The 17,420-nt window shown below is 69.4% G+C and carries 18 protein-coding genes; 7 read left to right on the forward strand and 11 right to left on the reverse strand.

The genetic code is table 11. From position 1 onward, the window contains the following. The first annotated feature begins 17 nt into the window (after nt 1-17). Nucleotides 18-869, forward strand: a complete 852-nt coding sequence (gene purU / locus AB4070_RS08735) for a formyltetrahydrofolate deformylase (RefSeq protein WP_378874075.1) — start codon at nt 18-20, stop codon at nt 867-869. A gap of 135 nt (nt 870-1,004) precedes the next feature. Here the strand turns inward: purU and AB4070_RS08740 are convergent, their stop codons facing one another. Next, complete coding sequence (locus tag AB4070_RS08740) at nt 1,005-2,051, reverse strand: NAD(P)H-dependent flavin oxidoreductase (protein WP_441979731.1); 1,047 nt, start codon at nt 2,049-2,051, stop codon at nt 1,005-1,007. A 145-nt stretch (nt 2,052-2,196) separates the two neighbouring features. On the opposite strand from AB4070_RS08740, the gene AB4070_RS08745 reads away from it, so the two are divergent. Further along, nucleotides 2,197-2,469 (forward strand): DUF6412 domain-containing protein, encoded by a 273-nt coding sequence (locus tag AB4070_RS08745; protein WP_441979732.1) that lies wholly within the window; start codon nt 2,197-2,199, stop codon nt 2,467-2,469. A gap of 66 nt (nt 2,470-2,535) precedes the next feature. Next, a complete protein-coding gene (locus tag AB4070_RS08750; protein ID WP_441979733.1) occupies nt 2,536-3,315 on the forward strand; it encodes a YidC/Oxa1 family membrane protein insertase in 780 nt (259 codons plus the stop codon). Here AB4070_RS08750 and AB4070_RS08755 read toward each other — a convergent pair. The 3 genes from AB4070_RS08755 to AB4070_RS08765 all read right to left on the reverse strand — a co-directional run bounded on the left by AB4070_RS08755 (nt 3,287) and on the right by AB4070_RS08765 (nt 5,683). Next, nucleotides 3,287-4,204, reverse strand: coding sequence for an EamA family transporter (locus AB4070_RS08755; protein WP_441979734.1), 918 nt, complete (start codon nt 4,202-4,204; stop codon nt 3,287-3,289). The genes AB4070_RS08750 and AB4070_RS08755 overlap by 29 nt on opposite strands. Nucleotides 4,205-4,323: 119 nt before the next feature. Beyond that, nucleotides 4,324-5,208 carry an SDR family oxidoreductase gene (locus tag AB4070_RS08760; RefSeq protein WP_441979735.1) on the reverse strand — a complete coding sequence of 295 codons (885 nt, stop codon included), beginning with the start codon at nt 5,206-5,208 and terminating at the stop codon, nt 4,324-4,326. A 127-nt stretch (nt 5,209-5,335) separates the two neighbouring features. Further along, complete coding sequence (locus AB4070_RS08765) at nt 5,336-5,683, reverse strand: DUF7882 family protein (protein WP_058632365.1); 348 nt, start codon at nt 5,681-5,683, stop codon at nt 5,336-5,338. 186 nt (nt 5,684-5,869) lie between these two features. Here AB4070_RS08765 and AB4070_RS08770 point away from each other — a divergent pair, with 186 nt between their 5' ends. Continuing rightward, nucleotides 5,870-6,349 (forward strand): hypothetical protein, encoded by a 480-nt coding sequence (locus AB4070_RS08770; RefSeq protein WP_441979736.1) that lies wholly within the window; start codon nt 5,870-5,872, stop codon nt 6,347-6,349. 25 nt (nt 6,350-6,374) lie between these two features. Beyond that, complete coding sequence (locus tag AB4070_RS08775; RefSeq protein WP_441979737.1) at nt 6,375-6,926, forward strand: CinA family protein; 552 nt, start codon at nt 6,375-6,377, stop codon at nt 6,924-6,926. 101 nt (nt 6,927-7,027) lie between these two features. On the opposite strand, the gene AB4070_RS08780 is transcribed toward AB4070_RS08775, so the two are convergent. From AB4070_RS08780 to AB4070_RS08800, 5 genes are all read right to left on the reverse strand, one after another. After that, on the reverse strand, nt 7,028-8,116 hold the full coding sequence (locus AB4070_RS08780; protein WP_441979738.1) for an alcohol dehydrogenase catalytic domain-containing protein: 1,089 nt from the start codon (nt 8,114-8,116) through the stop codon (nt 7,028-7,030). 11 nt (nt 8,117-8,127) lie between these two features. Next, nucleotides 8,128-9,102: an FAD-dependent oxidoreductase gene (locus tag AB4070_RS08785; protein WP_441979739.1), complete on the reverse strand. Its 975-nt coding sequence runs from the start codon at nt 9,100-9,102 to the stop codon at nt 8,128-8,130. Beyond that, nucleotides 9,099-10,853 (reverse strand): phosphonate ABC transporter, permease protein PhnE, encoded by a 1,755-nt coding sequence (phnE, locus tag AB4070_RS08790; protein ID WP_441979740.1) that lies wholly within the window; start codon nt 10,851-10,853, stop codon nt 9,099-9,101. Before phnE ends, AB4070_RS08785 begins: the two co-directional genes overlap by 4 nt. Further along, complete coding sequence (gene phnC / locus AB4070_RS08795; protein WP_441979741.1) at nt 10,850-11,680, reverse strand: phosphonate ABC transporter ATP-binding protein; 831 nt, start codon at nt 11,678-11,680, stop codon at nt 10,850-10,852. Before phnC ends, phnE begins: the two co-directional genes overlap by 4 nt. A 106-nt stretch (nt 11,681-11,786) precedes the next feature. After that, on the reverse strand, nt 11,787-12,716 hold the full coding sequence (locus AB4070_RS08800; RefSeq protein WP_441979742.1) for a phosphate/phosphite/phosphonate ABC transporter substrate-binding protein: 930 nt from the start codon (nt 12,714-12,716) through the stop codon (nt 11,787-11,789). A gap of 169 nt (nt 12,717-12,885) precedes the next feature. Between AB4070_RS08800 and AB4070_RS08805 the strand changes: the two genes are divergently transcribed. Then, on the forward strand, nt 12,886-13,629 hold the full coding sequence (locus AB4070_RS08805) for a GntR family transcriptional regulator (protein ID WP_441979743.1): 744 nt from the start codon (nt 12,886-12,888) through the stop codon (nt 13,627-13,629). A gap of 253 nt (nt 13,630-13,882) precedes the next feature. On the opposite strand, the gene AB4070_RS08810 is transcribed toward AB4070_RS08805, so the two are convergent. After that, nucleotides 13,883-15,028 carry a sensor histidine kinase gene (locus tag AB4070_RS08810; RefSeq protein WP_441979744.1) on the reverse strand — a complete coding sequence of 382 codons (1,146 nt, stop codon included), beginning with the start codon at nt 15,026-15,028 and terminating at the stop codon, nt 13,883-13,885. Between the two features lie 227 nt (nt 15,029-15,255). Between AB4070_RS08810 and AB4070_RS08815 the strand changes: the two genes are divergently transcribed. Next, the gene (locus tag AB4070_RS08815; protein ID WP_218867291.1) at nt 15,256-15,912 is read left to right on the forward strand and encodes a response regulator; all 657 of its coding nucleotides are present in this window, start codon (nt 15,256-15,258) and stop codon (nt 15,910-15,912) included. A gap of 24 nt (nt 15,913-15,936) precedes the next feature. Here AB4070_RS08815 and AB4070_RS08820 read toward each other — a convergent pair whose 3' ends face one another. After that, nucleotides 15,937-17,370 (reverse strand): DUF222 domain-containing protein, encoded by a 1,434-nt coding sequence (locus tag AB4070_RS08820; RefSeq protein ID WP_441979745.1) that lies wholly within the window; start codon nt 17,368-17,370, stop codon nt 15,937-15,939. Nucleotides 17,371-17,420: the final 50 nt, after the last annotated feature.

The following is a 17,420-nucleotide window of genomic DNA, read 5'->3' on the forward strand; positions in this document are numbered from 1 at the left end:
ACCCTCGAGGAGCCCCCATGTCTCAGCCCGATACCGCCCGCCTGCTCATCGCCTGCGACGACCAGCCCGGCATCGTCGCCGCCGTCGCCGGCGTGCTCGCTCACCACGGCGCGAACATCATCTCGCTCGACCAGCACTCGACCGACTCCGAGGGCGGACGCTTCTTCCAGCGCACGGTCATCCACCTCGACGGTCTGGCAGCGGCGCGCCCGGCACTCGAAGCCGACATCGCGGCCGTCGCCGAGCGCTTCGGCATGGAGTGGTCGCTGCACGACGTCGCCCGCCGCAAGCGCGTCGCGATCTTCGTCTCGAAGTACGATCACTGCCTCATGGAGCTGCTGTGGCGTACGCAGCGCGGACAGCTCGACATCGACATCACCATGGTGGTGTCCAACCACCCCGACCTGGCCGAGGCCGTCCGCTCGTTCGGCGTGCCGTTCGTGCACATCCCTTCCGGCGACAAGGCCGCCATGGAGGAGCGCCAGCTCGAACTGCTGCGCGGGAACGTCGATCTCGTCGTGCTCGCCCGCTACATGCAGATCCTCACCGACGACTTCATCACGCGCCTCGAGGCTCCGGTCATCAACATCCACCACTCCTTCCTGCCCGCGTTCATCGGAGCGAACCCGTACGCCCGCGCCAAGGACCGTGGCGTCAAGCTGATCGGCGCCACCGCGCACTACGCGACGGCCGACCTCGACGAGGGACCGATCATCGAGCAGGACGTCACACGCGTCACCCACTCCGAGTCGGCCGCCGAGCTGCAGAGTCGCGGTGCCGACGTCGAACGCCTCGTGCTCGCCCGCGCCGTGCAGTGGCACGCCGAGGACCGCGTGATCGTGCACGGCAAGTCCACCGTGATCCTCTAGTCCGGTCGAACCCGGGAGGGCTCGGGTCAGTCGCGGTCGCTCAGGACATCGACAGCGAGCCCGTGGAGGCGGCTGCGAGGCGTCGGTCGTTCGTCCACGATTCGGTGCAGCCCGCGATCTGGGAACAGGCGATGATCACGGCGCGGTCGGAAGCCCGGCAACCAGCTCGGCGAGCACCTCGGACGCGGAGTCCTGACGCACCAGCGGCGCTGCCTGCCCCATCCACAGCGACTGCAGCGCGCCCAGGTTCTGCGCCCCCGCCGCGGTGCGGAAGCGGCCGGTCAGCCAGTTCTGCATCGGGAACGGCGCGATCGTGCCGCTCGCCTCGATCGCCCGCACCACGCGGTTGCGTGCGCCACGAGCCAGGCGCCCGCTCATCGCGCGCGTGAGCACGGTCTCGTCGGCGGCGGTCGAGCGGATCGCGTCGCGGTGCGCCTGGTTCGCGGCCGACTCCGCTGTCGCGAGGAACGCCGTTCCCACCTGCACGCCGGCCGCGCCCAAGGCGAACGCCGCGGCCACCCCACGACGATCGGCGACGCCTCCTGCCGCGATCACGGGCACCCCGACAGCGTCGACCACCTGCGGCACCAGGGCGAACGTCCCGACCAGCGACTCCTCCGCTGAACGCAGGAAAGAGACCCGATGACCCGCAGCCTCGGCGCCGCTCGCGACCACGGCGTCCACGCCCGCTGCATCGAGCGCGACGGCCTCAGCCACCGTGGTCGCCGTCCCGACGATGAGGATGCCGCGGCGATGGGCCTCCTCGACCAGGTCATCCGACGGCACCCCGAACACCACGCTGAGGACCGCGGGGCCGACCTCCCAGACGGCCTCGAGCTGCTCTTCCAGCGTCGGGGTGTACTGCTCCGGCCGGGCGGGGACCTCCACGCCCACGGCTTCGTAGAACGGCTGCAGGGCCTGCGCGAACACGGTGTGCTGCGGGTTCGGCTCGACCTCGTCCCCCGTCGGAAGCCAGACGTTCACGGCGTAGGGTCGGTCGGTCAGGGTACGCAGCTCTGCCCCGGTCGCACGGATGCGATCGCCGTCGTAACCGTAGAGCCCGAACGAACCCAGTCCACCCGCGTTGCTGACCGCGGCGGTGAGCGCAGTCGAGGACAGCCCGCCGAACGGGCCGAGAACGATCGGATGCTCGATCCCGAGCAGGGTGCGAAGCTCACTCATGCTTCGACGTTACGCCCGCGGCCGGCCATGGGGCCGCGTTCGAATCGCGCAACAGGTCGTATCCGCTGCCCGGACGGAACCGGTTGAGCGATTCGAACCTCACCCAGACCCCGGTGATACCCTCGTCGCAGGAAGGAGTGCGCACATGAGCGAGTGGTTCGGGCAGATGCTGAGCTTCGTCGCGACCGCACTCGGCCTGGTCTCGATGCCCGATGCGGCGGCCCTCGGCGTCGCGATCGCGCTGCTCGCCGTGACCGCCCTCACGCTCGCCATCGTCCTGAGCGTGCGCCCCGAGGCCACAGCCGACGCCCCGCATCCGTTGCGGGCCATCGACGTCGGCACCCTCCTCACGCAGAGTGATCCCGATGCCGCCGGGCATCCGCGCCCTCGGGCGCCGGGAGTCGCGACCGCCGCGTAGCCCGTTCGTACGACGGGACAGCGCGGCTTTCGCCGACCCTTCCCGACGCCATGAACGGACACTCTCTTGGACATCTTCGCCTTCCCCCCTCTCGCTGCCCTCCTCGACGCCGCCTACGGCGCCATGACCGGGCTCTCCGACCTCCTCACCCCTCTCGCCGGCGCCTCGGCGGCCGCTCTCGCCGTCGTGCTCGTCACCCTGCTGGTGCGGGCGCTGCTCATCCCCGTCGGCATATCCCAAGCCAAGGCCGAACAGACCAGGGCGCGCCTCGCCCCGAAGCTGCGTGAGCTGCAGCGCCGCCACAAGAAGAACCCCGAGCGCCTGCAGAAGGAGACGTTGGCGCTCTACAAGGCCGAGAACACCTCGCCGTTCGCCGGGATGCTTCCGGTGCTGGCGCAGGCACCAGTGGTCGGCATCCTCTACACGCTGTTCCTGCGTCCGGAGATCGCCGGACATCCGAACGAACTGCTCGCGCACGACCTGTTCGGCGCCCCGCTGGGCACGAGCCTGGTGTCCGCGATCTTCGGCGGCTCGGCCACACCCGCCACGTTCCTGGTGTTCGGAGTCCTGCTGGCGATCATGGTCGCGGTCGCAGAGGTCACCCGCCGCGTGTTCCGTCCTACTCCGGTCGAGGGCGACGACTCGCCGATGAACTCCCCCGCCATGCTGCGCGTCGTCTCGGCGATGCACTACCTCACAGCGGTGTTCGCCGCGTTCGTGCCGCTCGCCGCCGCGTTGTACCTGACGGTCACGGTGGTGTGGACGCTCGTGCAGCGCGTCATCCTGCGGCGGCGGTTCCCGCTGCCGACGCCCGCTGTCAGTCGGGCAGCGGTATCGGCGCGGTGAAGGGACCGGAGGGGCCGCCGTCTCGGCGGTCCCTCCGCACACCGAGCGTGGTGCCGACACTTGCGGCGATCACGAGAGCGATGGCGAGCATGCGCAGCGGCGTCGCATCCTGGCCGAGGATGAGCCACCCGGCGAGGGTGGCGAACGCCGGCTCCAAGCTCAGCAGCACCCCGAAGACCCGCTGCGGAAGCCGCCGCAGCGCCGCGAGCTCGAAGCTGTAGGGGATGACCGACGACAGCACCGCGGTGATCGCCGCGAGCAGCAGGAGCTGCGGATCCATCGCCACGGTCGACACGGCGGGGATGCCGACCGGGATCAGCAGCACGGCCGCGACCACGAGTCCCATCGCCAGGCCGCTGCTGCCGGGGATGAGGGCGCCGACACGGGCGCTCATCCGGATGTACATGGCCCAGAAGCCGGCGGCGATGAGGATGAAGACCACCCCGAGCGGATCGAGCGGCTCGGCCCCGATCAGCCCGTCGATGCCGAGCACGACCATGCCGAGCAGGGCGATGCCGACCCAGGCGAAATCCCTGACCTTCCGGGTGAGCACGGCGGCGAGCACGAGCGGACCGAGGAACTCGATCGCGACGGCGGGCCCCAGCGGGATGCGATCGATCGCGGCGTAGAAGAAGCCGTTCATCGCGGCGAGCGAGACGCCGAAGAGCACCGCGGCAAGCCACTGAGGGCGGGTCCACTTCCCCGGCCGCGGCCGCACGATCACGACGAGCAGCACCGCGGCGATCGCCACGCGCAGGGAGGTCACCCCCCACGGTCCGAGCACCGGGAAGAGCTGGGCCGCGACTGCAGCACCGAAGGGAAGCGAGAGGCAGGAGCCGATGACGAGCGCGACCCCCACGAGGGGACCGGACGCGGCGGGCTTCTGCACCAGACAAGCTTAGGCGGCGGGCGTCCAGACCCATCGCCCCCGGCGAGACCCCACGTCGGATGCCGAGCCGCGCGTGGGTGTCGGCGACGACGATGGGTCTCGACGGATGCCTGTGCGTGTCAGAGGTGCTTGCCGCCCGTGACCGCGATGACCGATCCCGACGTGTACGAGGACTCGTCCGACGCCAGGTACACGTACGCCCCGGCGAGTTCCGCGGGTTGCCCTGCCCGTCCGAGCGGGGTGTCGGCACCGAAGGTCGCCAGGCGTTCTGCATCCCAGCCCGTCGCGGGGATCAGCGGTGTCCAGATCGGTCCGGGGGCCACGGCGTTGACCCGGATGCCCTGGGGCCCTGCTTCCTCGGCGAGCGCCTTCACGAAGGCCACCTGTGCGGCCTTGGTCATGGCGTAGTCGATGAGACCGGGCGAGGGGTTGTAGGCCTGCACCGACGCGGTGACGATGATGCTCGCACCGGGTTCGAGGTCGGGATAGGCCGCACGTGCCGAGAACAGCATTCCGGCCAGGTTCGTGTCGAAGACCCGGCGCATCCGGTCGGTCTCCAGCGACGCGAAGCCGTCGATGTCGTGCTGGTAGCCGGCGTTGAGCACGAGCACGTCGAGTCCGCCCAGCTCGCTCCGGGTCTTGGCGACGATCTCGGTCGCGAACGCCTCGTCGCGCAGGTCGCCCGCGAATCCCACCCCGATCCGGCCGGCCTCGCGAACCAGGGCGAGTGTGTCCTCCGCATCGTCCTGCTCCTCGGGCATGTGTGCGATGGCGACGTCTGCGCCCTCACGGGCGAAGGCGATCGCGACGGCGCGGCCGATGCCCGAGTCCCCGCCCGTGATCAGAGCACGGCGTCCTTCGAGGCGACCGTGGCCGACGTAGGTCTGCTCGCCGTGGTCGGGCTCCGGCCGGGTCCGCTCCGTCAGCCCCGGCTGATCCTGGTGCTGCGCGGGGAAGCCCTCCTCGCGGTGCGCGTGCCGGGGGTCGGTGGTGTCGTCGGTCATGGCGATCCTCCTCATCTCGTGGAACGTGTCGTCTCGTGGAACGTGTCGTCGTACGAGCGACTCTCCCCGACGGCCGTCCTCCCGTCAGGGGGGTTGACAGGTCCGCCCTGCGCGAGGGGTGAGGGGATCACACGGGAGGGGTGACCGGGACTTCCTCGGTGCCCGGCTCCGTTCCCGATTCCGCGGGCTCGGGAACGAGGTAGAGCCCGCTCGGGGCGTTCGCCGTGAAGGCGAGGGCCTCGATCCAGGCACGGTTGATGGAGGGCTGCCGGCTGCCGAAGTACTTGAAGACCAGCGCGCTGCCGGGCTGGATCCAGACGGTCGTGCGCCCACCACCCACGCTGGTGTCTTCTCGCCAGCTGAACGGGAAGGGCTCACCGCGACGCAGCTTGGCGGTGATGACGAGCTGCAGATGCGTGAGCGCTCGGTCCTCGATCTCGGTCTTCACGCTGCCTTCGTAGACGAACTTTCCCATGCGCTGCTCCTCGATCGTGGCTGTGGGGACGACGGTTGCGACCCATTGTTCCCCAAACAGCCCACGGCCACACGGTCCTTCGACCGCCGGATCCGATGCCGGGTCGCTGCAGCGAAGTCAACCCCCTCGGCGAGATGACGAGGGGCGCATAATCTCATTCCACTCGACCCCGAGGAGGGCACTGCCATGAACGATCGACACATCGACGACCGCCCGGACGAGGGCAACACCCCGGGCACGACGCACGCGTCGTGGGGCGCGGGGAACCCCCGTCTGCGCATCACCAGGGACGACGAGCGCACCGAGTTCGCTCTCGAAGACGACGTCGTCCGCGTCGGCTCGGCCGAGGGCAACGAACTGCGCCTCGCCGGCACCGACCCGGTGCACGCCACGATCACGCACGACGACCGCGACGAGTACGTGCTGACTCTGCACGGCGAAGGCGAGACGAACGCGAGCCTCGGCGTGGACGCGACGCATGTCGATGAGAACTCCGAGACCCTGCGCACGGGCGCACACTTCACGGCGGGCCCGTGGACCCTGGTGTTCGCCCGCGACGAGTTCGCCGACCACGGACGCCCCTACGGCGGGCGCGCGGGCGGAGAGTACTCGGACCAGCCGCTGCAGCCCCCTCGTCCCGACTACGACGAGAGCGAAGAGCGATGACCCTCGAGAAGGGACGTTCAGCAGGGTGACCGCTCTCGACGATCTCGACACGGACACGCAGAGCCATATCGTGCGGTTGAGCGAACTCGCCGCCGAGCGGGAGCTCCGCATCGGAGTGGCCGAGTCGCTGACCTCGGGCATGCTCGCGGAGACGATCGGCGCCGGCGACGGCGCCTCCGGCTGGTTCGCCGGGGGCATCGTGGCCTACTTCACCGATGTCAAGGAGCGCGTGCTGGGGCTGACGCCGGGAACGGATCCGTGCTCTGCCGCCTGTGCGGAGCAGCTCGCCGCCGGTGCACGGACCCTTTTCGACGTCGACCTGGCGGTCTCGACCACCGGTGTGGGCGGCCCGGAACCCCAGGGCGGGCACCCGGCGGGGACCGTCTATCTGGGCTGGGCCACGGCCGGTGGTGACGTGGGCCACCGTCGACTGGCATTGGTCGGCGACCCGGAAGAGGTGCTCGCGTCGACCGTCGGGGCAGCCGTCGGCCTGCTGGCGTTCCACGCCGAAGGGCTGCGACCGCTGGGTCCGCGGCGCGGTCAGGAGGACGACGGCGAAGACCGTCGCCCGCGCTGACCACGTCATCGTCACGAGCCGCAGCTGACCTGGCCGCCGGTGCACTGGCCGGAACTTCACCGGCCGCCTGTTCACTGGCCGCTTGTTCACTAGCCGCCTGTTCACTGGCCGGGCAGGAGTCCGATCCGCAGGGGCGCCTGTGGGGTGGTCGCCTCGCGCAGCGCCGCATCGATCTCGGAGAGCGGCCGCACCGCGCCGACGGCATCGGCGAAGGGATAGGCGCGCCCCCGGCCCGCGAGGAACGCCACCGCTGCAGCCAGCTCTGCTCCCGTGTAGTTGTGGATGCCCGCGACGGTGACGAGTCGGCGCACGATGCTCTCGGCGTCGAACGGAACCGGATCCGCGGGGAATACGCTCCCGACGAGCACGACTGTCCCCCCGACCGCCACGCCGGCGAGTGCCTCCTGCACGGCATGCCCCGACGCCTCGATCACCACATCAGGATCCCGGTCGAGATGCGTCGCGCCGAACCGTGCGGCCAAACCCTGCCGTTCGGTGTTCGGGTCCCGCACCTCCACGGTCGCCCCCTGCTCGGCGGCGATGGCTGCGGCGGACAGTCCCACGAGACCCGCGCCGTGGATCCGCACGGAGGCGCCGTCGAGGTCGTGGTCCTTCGCCGCTCGAGCGACCGCCGCCCACGCGGTGGCCGTGGCGCATGAGGCGGGGGCGAGCACCGCAGCAGGGAGTGCCTCGGGCACCCGGACGATGGCCGTCCCCTCCCTCAGCTGCACGTGGCTCGCGAACGCTCCGGTGAGGTCGCCGTGCGCGCCGACGCGGTCGTGCCCGTACTTCCCCAGGTCACGGCATTTCTGCGGCAGCCCCCGCAGGCAGCGATCGCAGCTCGCGCAGGATACGGTCACCGACCAGACCACCCGATCGCCGATCCGCAGCGGAGTGCCGTCGACGGTACGCGCGCCGGTGTCTCCGATGGCGATCACCCGGCCGACGCTCTCGTGTCCGAGTACCAGCGGCGTCGGAGCGGAGCGTCGTCCCCGCACCGTGTGCACGTCGGATCCGCAGATCGTCGACATCTCGACCGCCACGAGCGCGTCGCCGTCCGCGAGAGCCACTCCCGGCACGGCGATCGTCTCGTGCGGGTGGCCTTCGCCGACCCAGACCATCGCTGTGGCCGCCGGGCGCAGCGCGACGTCTCGACGGTGGCCGGGGGGACGGATCAGCAGCGTTCCCATGGCGCGCTCCCTCAGGAGGCGGCGACGAGCGGCAGCAGCTCGCGCTGGACGAGCACACCCCGCAACGCGCTCACGTCGCTCAGCACGGCATCGGCTCCGGCGGCGCTCAGCGCCGGACGATCGTGGGCGCCGGTGAGCACGCCCGCGACGAATCCGGCGCCGGCTCGACGGCCCGATTCGACGTCGCTGACGGTGTCGCCGACGACGGCGATCGACTGGACGGACGATGCCTGCGTGCGCAGCAGTGCCGCCAGCACGAGGTCGGGCGCCGGGCGCCCACGTCCGGCATCGATCGGCGACAGGGCGAGATCGACGAGGTCCCGCCAGCCGAGTCCGTCGATCAGGGCGTCTCGGGTCACCGGGGCGAAGCCGGTGGTGAGCACGACCTTCAGCCCGGCGTCCTTCAACCCCTGGATCGCGTCGGCGGCCCCGGGGATCTCGGAGACGCCCTGCTCGGCGACGATCTCGGCGTAGGCGCCCTCGAAGGCGGCAGTGGCCCGCGCTGCGGACTCTGCGTCCCCGCCGGAGAGGTGCGTGAAGACGTCGATCTTCGACTGCCCCATGGTCACGCGCACGTAGTCCAGCGCCTCGTCCCACGGCATCCGATCGGCGACGCCCGTGCGCTCGGCAGCGCGCTGGAAGGCCTGCTCCACGACGCCGTCGTCGAGCACCGTGGTCCCTGCCATGTCGAGCTCGTCGTCGTGTCTGGCTGCGACCAGCGTGCCCGACTCTCGCAGCCAGAATCCCGCATCGTGCGAGAGGCGCAGCCACAGGTCGCGCGAGAGATCGGCGTAGCGACGCGCCTCGCCGCCCTGCGCGCCGATGCAGAGGTGTCCGAAGTTGCGGATCGTCGCACCGACCGGTCCATCGGTGCGGTCGACGACGATCGCGCGCAGCCCACGCCGGACCGCCGCGTACGCCGCACCGAGGCCGACGATGCCGGAGCCCACGACGACCACATCCGCCGTGTCGAGAGAGCGATTCATCGGAACACCTTCCGCATCCACATGGCGAGACCTTCGACCACGAGCACGGTGGCGAGGATCATCAGCACGATGGCCGTCACGGTCTCGTAGCGGGACCCCTGGCTGGCGTTGAGCAGGTAGTAGCCGACTCCGCCTCCGCCGACGATGCCGAGGATGGTCGCCGCGCGGATGTTCGTGTCGAGCATGTAGAAGCTGTGCCCGATGAGCGCCTGCATGCCCTGCGGCACGGTCGCCGAGGTGTAGGTCTGCAGACGTGTCGCACCCACCGCCCGCAGCGCGCGCTCCGGTCCGCGATCCACCTCTTCGAACGAGTCGGCGATGAGCTTTCCGAGCAGCCCGATGCCGCCGATCGCGAGGGCGATGACGCCGGCCTGCGCCCCGAGACCGGTGATGACGACGAGCACGATCGCGAGGATCAGCTCCGGGATGCCGCGGATGCCGACGAGCAGCAGTCGTGCCGTCCCCCGCGCCCCGGAGCTCGGCGCGACGTTGCGGGCGGCGAGGGAGCCGAGCAGCAGCGACGGGAGCAGGGTGAGCACGGTCGCGGCCAGGGCGATCGCGACCGTCTCCCGCATCGCCTGGAACATGGCGCTCGCGTCGTAGTTGCCGAACGAGGGGGGCCAGAAGCGCGCCGCGACCTCGGGCAGCTTGGCCCAGAACGTGAGGAGGTCCATCCAGTTGATCTGACTGACCAGCACGCTTCCGATCACCACGAGCACGGCGACGACACCGGCGATGGTGTGACGGATGCGCTGCGCGGTCCAGGGGCGACGCACGGCGGTCTCCGGGTTGGCCGCCCAGGCGGGGCGCTCGACCTGCGTGGACGCCGCGTGCGCACCGAGGCGTGGATGCAGGATCCGGTCGATCCAGGAGCGCGTGTGCTTCTGTTCTCCGAGCATCGCTCCGCGGACCATGCTCGAGACGATCTCCATGGCCACGCACAGGATGAAGATCACGAGGGCGATGCCGAGCCCCTTGCCGTAGTTGAGCGACTTGAACGCGTACGACATCTCGAGGCCGAGGCCTGCGACGCCGACGTAGCCGAGCACGACACTGCCGCGCAGGTTGATGTCGTTGCGGTGCAGCACGGTGGCCACCCAGCTGGGCAGCACCTGCGGCAGGATCCCCGACGTGAACTCCTGCATCTTCGAGCCGCCCGCGGCACGGATGGCGAGACGCGGTCCTTCGTCGATCTGCTCGATCGCATCGGCGAACATCTTCGAGATCATGCCGATGGAGTGGATGCCGATGGCCAGGATTCCCGGAAGGGTGCCGAGCGAGAACATCAGCACGAAAGCCATGGCGAGCACGACATCGGGGAGGGCACGGGTGAGCACGCCGATGAAGCGCGCGGCGGCGCGCCAGCCGTTGCCCGGGGTCGTGTTGGCGGCGGCGAGGTACGCGATCGGCACCGAGAGCACGGCGGCGAGCAGCGTCCCCACGAGCACGAGGCCCACCGTGAGGGCGATCAGCCAGGCGAGGTCTGCGGGCTCGGGGAAGGTGAGACCGCCGACGCGGGCCATGAAGTTCTCGGCGTTGCCCCAGCTCTGCACCATCGCGGGGAGGGAGATGTCGACATCGCGCACCGCGAGGATACCGAGCATCACGAGCGCGACGAGGGTCAGGGATGCGGCGATCCGCTCGGGGGAGATCGGACGCTTGGGCGCACGCTCGGCGACGCTGCTCCCGCCGCCCTGAGGGATCCCGCCGCCGCGCGTGGGGGCATCCGTCGACGCATCCAACGCGGTCATGACGCGGCCACCTGCGCAGCCGCCTCGACGAGCTCTTCCTTCACGGCGCGGATCTCGGCGGTCGTGGTGGCGACGCGGCCATAGATCTCCATGACCTCGGCCTTGGTGAGGCCACCGGTCGGGGTGTCGAGCACCACTTCGCCGTGCCGCAGGCCCACGATGCGGTCGGCCCAGGAGATCGCGAGGTCGACCTGATGCAGGCTGCACACGACCGTGAGTCCCTCGTCGGCGGCGATCTCGCGGATCAGGGCCATGACCTGTTCGCTCGACTCCGGGTCGAGTGAGGCGACCGGCTCGTCGGCCAACAGGATCGCCGGCTTCTGCATGAGCGCCCTGGCGATGGCCACGCGCTGCTGCTGTCCGCCGGAGAGGGTGTCGCTGCGCTGGTACGCACGATCGAGCAGGCCGACGCGGTCGAGGTGTTCGAGGGCGGTGAGCTTCGAGGCGCGCGAGTATCCCCAGAGGCCGAGGCGGGGGCCACGCACGCCCGACAGCGATCCGGTGAGCACGTTCTCGAGCACGGTGAGAGAGGGAACCAGCTCGAACTGCTGGAAGATGAAACCCACACGGCTGCGGAGGTCGCGCAGTGCCCTCCCCTTCAGGGTCGGCACCTGCGATCCCAGCACCTCGACCGAGCCGGAGGTCGGGATCTCGAGGCCGTCGAGGTGGCGCAGCAGGGTCGACTTCCCCGAGCCGGAGAGCCCGAGGAGCACGACGATCTCGCCGCGGGACACCTCGAGCGAGGCATCCTTCAGTGCGGTGGTCGTCCCGAAGGTCTTCGTCACGCGGTCGAGGCGGATGAGGGCGTCGGATGCCGAGGCGGTCATGTCGTAGCTCCTGTGTGTCGTGAATCGTGCGGTGGTGCCCTCCGTCTCGTCCGCGTGAGGCGGACGAGACGGAGGGCGCCGGGTGAGGCGAAGCGTCAGGCCGGGCTCAGCCCTGGCACTGCTCTGCTTCGGTCTCCTTGCAGATGTCGCGGATCAGGTCGTAGTACGCGTCGTCGACCGGCTTCGTGGCGTAGAACACGCTGCGGAAGGCGTCGGTGTCGGCACCATCGATGCCGGCGGCGATGATGTCGTCGATCGTGATCTCGGAGAGCCCGTCGATGAGCTTCTTCGAGACGTCATCGGGCAGCGTGGACGAGTAGACCAGCGGCGCGCCGGGCACCATCGTCTCGTCGACGACCTTCACCTTGTCCGACTTCTCGACCTCGGAGTCCTCGGCGAAGCCCGCCTCGCACTCGACGCCCTCGCCGACCTTGGTGACACTGACGTCGTGCTTGCCCGCGAAGACGGGCGTGATGTCGGTCTTGGGGTCGATGCCGGCCTTCAGCAGGTTGTAGGAGGGGAACAGGTAGCCCGAGGTGGAGGACGGGTCGACGAAGCAGACCTTCTTGCCCTTGAAATCGTCGATGCTCTTGATGTCGCTGCTCGCGGGGACAATCGCCTGCGAGAAGTAGCCAGGCTCCTGGCCCTCCTCCGTCACGATCGAGGAGATCGGGGTGAGCTTTGCGCCGTTGTTGGTGGCGGTGACGTAGGTGAAGCCGGAGAACGAGGCGACGTCGACCTTGCCGGCGACGGCGGCCTCGATGAGAGCGGCGTAGTCGGTGGACTCGTGGTACTCGACGGTCTTGCCGGTGATGTCGGCGATGTAGTCCATGAGCGGCTGGTAGTTCGTCTCGGTGTCGACGGAGTCGGGAACGACGCCGAAGACGAGGGTGTTCTCATCGACCGCGAAGCCGCTGGCCGAGGACGACTCGTCGGCGCCGGGAGTGCCGGAGGCGTCCGCCGAGCCGGAACAGGCGGCGAGGCCGAGGGCGAGGAGCGCGACGCCGGCGAGGGCGGGGAGAGCGCGAAGCTTCATGAGGACCTTTCAGGGTGTGAGGGGTGATCCACGGACGACTCTGACAGGTGATGAGCGCAGATATGTACCTAACTCGGAAGAGTTCAGGCCGCGTTTACCGGGGATTCGCCTGAGTGAACACTCCCGGAACGAGGCAGCGCCGTTCGGACTGACCAAGTAATGTACCTATGTGGCCGAAGCTGTGTACACCCAGATCGCCGACGACCTGCGCGCGCAGATCGCCGCGGGTGCCCTGCGCCCCGGTGATGACGTCCCCACGGAAGCGGACCTCGCGGAGCGATGGCACACCTCGCGAGGGCCGATCCGCAATGCCCTGGCCGCGCTCCGCGGCGAGGGCCTGATCGAGACCAGCCGCGGTCGGCCGGCGCGGGTCGTCGCCAGGAAGGCGAGCCAGGCGGTCGACGTGTCGGTGCCTTTCACCCGCTGGGCCCGCGAGCTGGGGGTCACGCCGGGGGCCGAGACGCAGGAGCTGAGCCTGAGACGCGCCGGAGAGCTCGGAGCAGCACTCGGCGTCGACGCCGGGGACACGATCGTGAGCGTGGTCAGGCTGCGTCTGCTCGACGGGCGCCCCACCATGCTGGAGCGGCTCAACTACACCGAGGTCGCTGGCCGGAAGCTGTTCGAGGTGGATCTGGACGCGGTGTCGATCACGGAGTACCTCTCGTCGGTCGGGCACCCCATCGTCACCCTCCAGCACGTGATCGACGCCGTGGCCGCTGACGACCAGGACGCGGCGCTGCTGCGCGTGCCACGCGGGACGCCCATCCTGCGTCTCACCCGCACCTCGCGTGATGCAGAGGGGCGGATCTTCGAGGCCTCGGAGGACCGGTACCTGAGCGAGGTCGTCCGGTTCACCGTCGCTGCATCGGGGATCTCGACCGATGGTCACTACATGCGCGCAGTGGGCGGGTAGCCGGACGACACGACCGGCGTGCGGGAGGCCGGGAAGACGGCCGTTAACGCAGAAGGCGATCGCGAGCGCGCAAAGTGTTTCAGAAGCCAGAAAGACCGCGCTCGCGATCGCAGCGCTGGGGACGCTTTATCTGGGGAACCCTCAGAATATGGCGGACTGCAACTCGTTCCACAGTGTCGAACGTCGAGACCTCGCTAGACCTTCGTCTAGGTTCTCGCGGATCGTGGAGAGGGTGCTCACACACTCTAGAGCATCAGACGACCGGAAGTCGGGCCGACACGACCCAGAACCCGTCGACTTCGCCAGCGCTGAACTCGCCACTGGCTCCCATCACGCGCTCCGCCATCCGGCCGAGTCCTGTCCGACTCGACGAGAGTTCACGGCGCGGTGTCGTGGGGAGGGGACTGCGCAGCGTGAGGTGTGCGACCTCATCGTCCACGGCGAGGTCGATCAGCACCTCGCCGGGGCCTGCGTATTTGAGGATGTTGGTGGCGGACTCGCGCACGATGCGCGCGAGGACGATCTCGACGGCACGCGGGATGCGCTCGTCGCTGGGATCGCCCACGCGGGCCACGGAGTGGCCCGCTGCTTCGAACTCGCCCTGCGCCTCATCGACGGCATCGGCGAGGTCGCCCGTCTGCACGCTCGACGACTGCGGACCGTCGTCGGCGAGCTCGATCACGAAACGGAGATCGGTCATGGCCTTGCGAGCGGCGACGCGGATCGCCTCTCGAGAGTCGGTGCTCATCTCGGGGTCTTCGAGCATCTGCACGTGCAGAGACACCACCGTGAGGTGGTGCGCGATGCTGTCGTGCAGCTCACCGGCGATCCAACGTCGCTCGGCGAGCACTGCCTGTCGTTCCTGTTCAGCCCGCGCCTCGAGCTCGCGTTCGAGACGACTGCCACGGGCGAACGCCAGCCGCAGAGCGAACCCGACGGCTCCCGCCACGGTGGCGAAGACGAGATAGAGGCCGACGTTGACGGTGACACCCGGCTCGGCGGCGAACGGGACGATCGCCGCGGCGACCAGGAATCCGCCGGTGTAGGAGAGGATCAGTGACGTCCACCCCAGCCTCATGACCAAGCCGGCCGCGACAGCGGCGGCGGTCAGAACCTGGAGCTCTGATCCGGGGATGAAGGAGAGCGCGAACACGACGCCGAGAGCGCATGTCGCGAGGAGCGGCTTCCAGAGGTAGAGCGCGAACACCGACGTGGTCGCGATGCTCACCAGAAGAGCTGCCGGGTTCACACCCGGAGTGGTGAAGAAGCCGATGAGATCTGCAGCAACGGTGATAGCGAGGATCGCCAGCACGACGATGCGCTCGATCGCGCTGAGCTTCTCGCCTCGGGCCAGGCGGAGAGTGTCCGCGGTTTCCCGGTTCGAGTGGTCGAAGGCCATGCTTCACTATCTCCTATTTGCCAACTATTCTAGTTGTGGAGACCAAAGAACTTGCCAACCTGCTGCCAGAAAGTCATTACGTTCACCTCCATTATGTAGTCGTTCGTCGATGTCTGTATTCATCTTCTCGGCGATGGGAGCGGCGCACATCTGTCTCAGGTCCAGACCTTTTTGGCCAAAGGTCTACATGCCGTCCATGAGGTGCCCGCGCCGTTAGGCTTCCCCCTATGCAGGAAATCCGTGTCGTGATCGTCGATGACGATCCCCTCGTCCGTTCGGCGTTGTCGCACTTCGTTTCGCGCGACCCGGAGATCAGCGTGATCGCGCAGGCAGAGGACGGTCTCGAGGCGATCTCCACTGTCGAGCGCGAACAGCCCGACGTCGTGATGATGGACGTGCAGATGCCCGAGATGGACGGCATCGAGGCGACGGGTGTCATCGCCGAGCGGTGGCCGCACGTGCGCGTGCTCGCTGTCACCACGCTCGACGGGAGCGACACCGTGCTCCCCATGCTGAGCGCCGGCGCTTCCGGCTACCTGCTCAAGGACTCCAGCGCGGAGGACATCGTCACCGGTGTGCGCGAGGTGCACAGCGGTGCCAGCTCCCTGTCGCCGCGGATCGCTTCGATGCTGATCAAGCACGTCCGCGATTCGACCCCTGTCGCCGCCGACGCCGCAGCGCTCGAACCGCTCACCGAGCGTGAGGTCGAAGTGCTGAACTGCCTCGCGCAGGGCATGTCGAACGCAGAGATCGCGAAGGCGCTCATCGTCTCCGAGGGCACGGTGAAGGCTCACCTCGGACGCATGATGTCGAAGTGGCACCTGCGCGACCGCGTGCAGATCCTCGTGACGGCCGCACACGCGGGACTCGTCAGCTTCCGCTGATCGCCCACCCGCGTTTCAGCGGTGTCACGCGGCTGCGGTCACGCGCTGCCGCGGAACACGCCAGCGACGCTCGGGATCCCACCACGCCGGGCCGCGGACCTGCGGGGTACCTCCCGCCATCCGGATCTCCCACCCCGATCGGTCCAGTGATCGGTGATGCCACCAGCACAGGGGCACACCGTTGTCCGTATCGGTCGGTCCTCCCCTGGCGTGCTCGACGACGTGGTGGATCTCGCACCATGACGCCGGCACATGACACCCGGGGATCAGACACTCTCCATCTCGAGCGATGATCGCGCGGCGCTGGTGAACTGTGAACACCCGATCGATGACGGTCGTGCCGACGATCCGGCCGTCGTCGAACAGCACCCGCTGAATGGCCCCTGTGCACGCGGCCTGGGTCGCGACCCCGATAGGCACCGGCGCCTGCGAGCCGGCTACGGTCGCCCACCCGGTGCCGGAGACGAGGTCGTTCGCGTCGGCGTGCACCACGAGCGTCGGGGACGCTCCGGCCAGTCGGGGCATGTCTTCGTGACGTGCGGCGATCGCCAGTGCTGCCGCCAGGGCGTCGTGCCGCTTCTGCGCAGCGGTGCGCTGTTCGATCACGTTGCGCGGGTCGGAGTTCCACGGATCGCCCTCGGTGAGGTCCGCACCGGACTCGGCTCCATCGCCCGATCGATCACTCTCCGACCGGAAGGTCACGCCCGGCTCTGGTGGGCCGTCGGTCCTCGGATTGTTCTGAGCGTCGATGATGAGCTGCAGCTGAGCGGCCACGTCGGGAAGGAGGTTGCCCCGGAGCGGATGCACCCCGTCGCGCAGGCGCCCGATGGTGAGGAATCTCCGGTTCCGCGCCTTCGCGTCCGTCGGCTCGGCACCATCCGGGTCGAGCAGCTGCGCGAGCAGCATCGCGTACTGCCGGAGGTCATCGGGAGTGGCGGGCGGCCCTCCACCCTCGGTGCCCCCGTCCGTCTCGGGGAGTCCGCGTGCCAGATCGGCCAGCGCAGCGTCGGCCGCGAGCCGGTCCTCCGCCCCGATCCGATCGCCCGCCTGCAGGATCGGCCCGGTCGCCGCGAGCACGCCGGCCACCCCGACCACGCCATCGAGCATCGTCTCGCGGATCGCGGGGAAGCGCGCCGGGAGCCGCTCCCCCGTCGTCAGCGCCACCTCGCGCCGAACGGCCTCGGTCGCCTTCACCACCCGAGACGCTCCGGGAGCATCCACCCGCAGCACCCGCTGCAGGAGCTCGTTCATCGACCGACATCCGGTCGCCTCGGCGAAGCGGGGCTCAGCGGTGGCGGCCGTCTCCACGACGACGGCCTCCACGCGGCGAAGCGCCTCGCCCGCGCCGCGGAGGACATCCAATCGCGCGGCATCGTCGAGCCCGGCGAACTGTCCGGCGGACAGCACGGCGTCGAGGTCGGCGACGACCCGTTCCAGTGTTTCCGCGAGGGGGTTCATGCGTCCATCCGACACGCGACCACCGACATTCCCAGGCCGAAACAGTCCTG

Source organism: Microbacterium sp. 2RAF4, from assembly GCF_052115285.1.
In the GTDB taxonomy this organism is placed as follows: Bacteria; Actinomycetota; Actinomycetes; order Actinomycetales; family Microbacteriaceae; genus Microbacterium; species Microbacterium oxydans.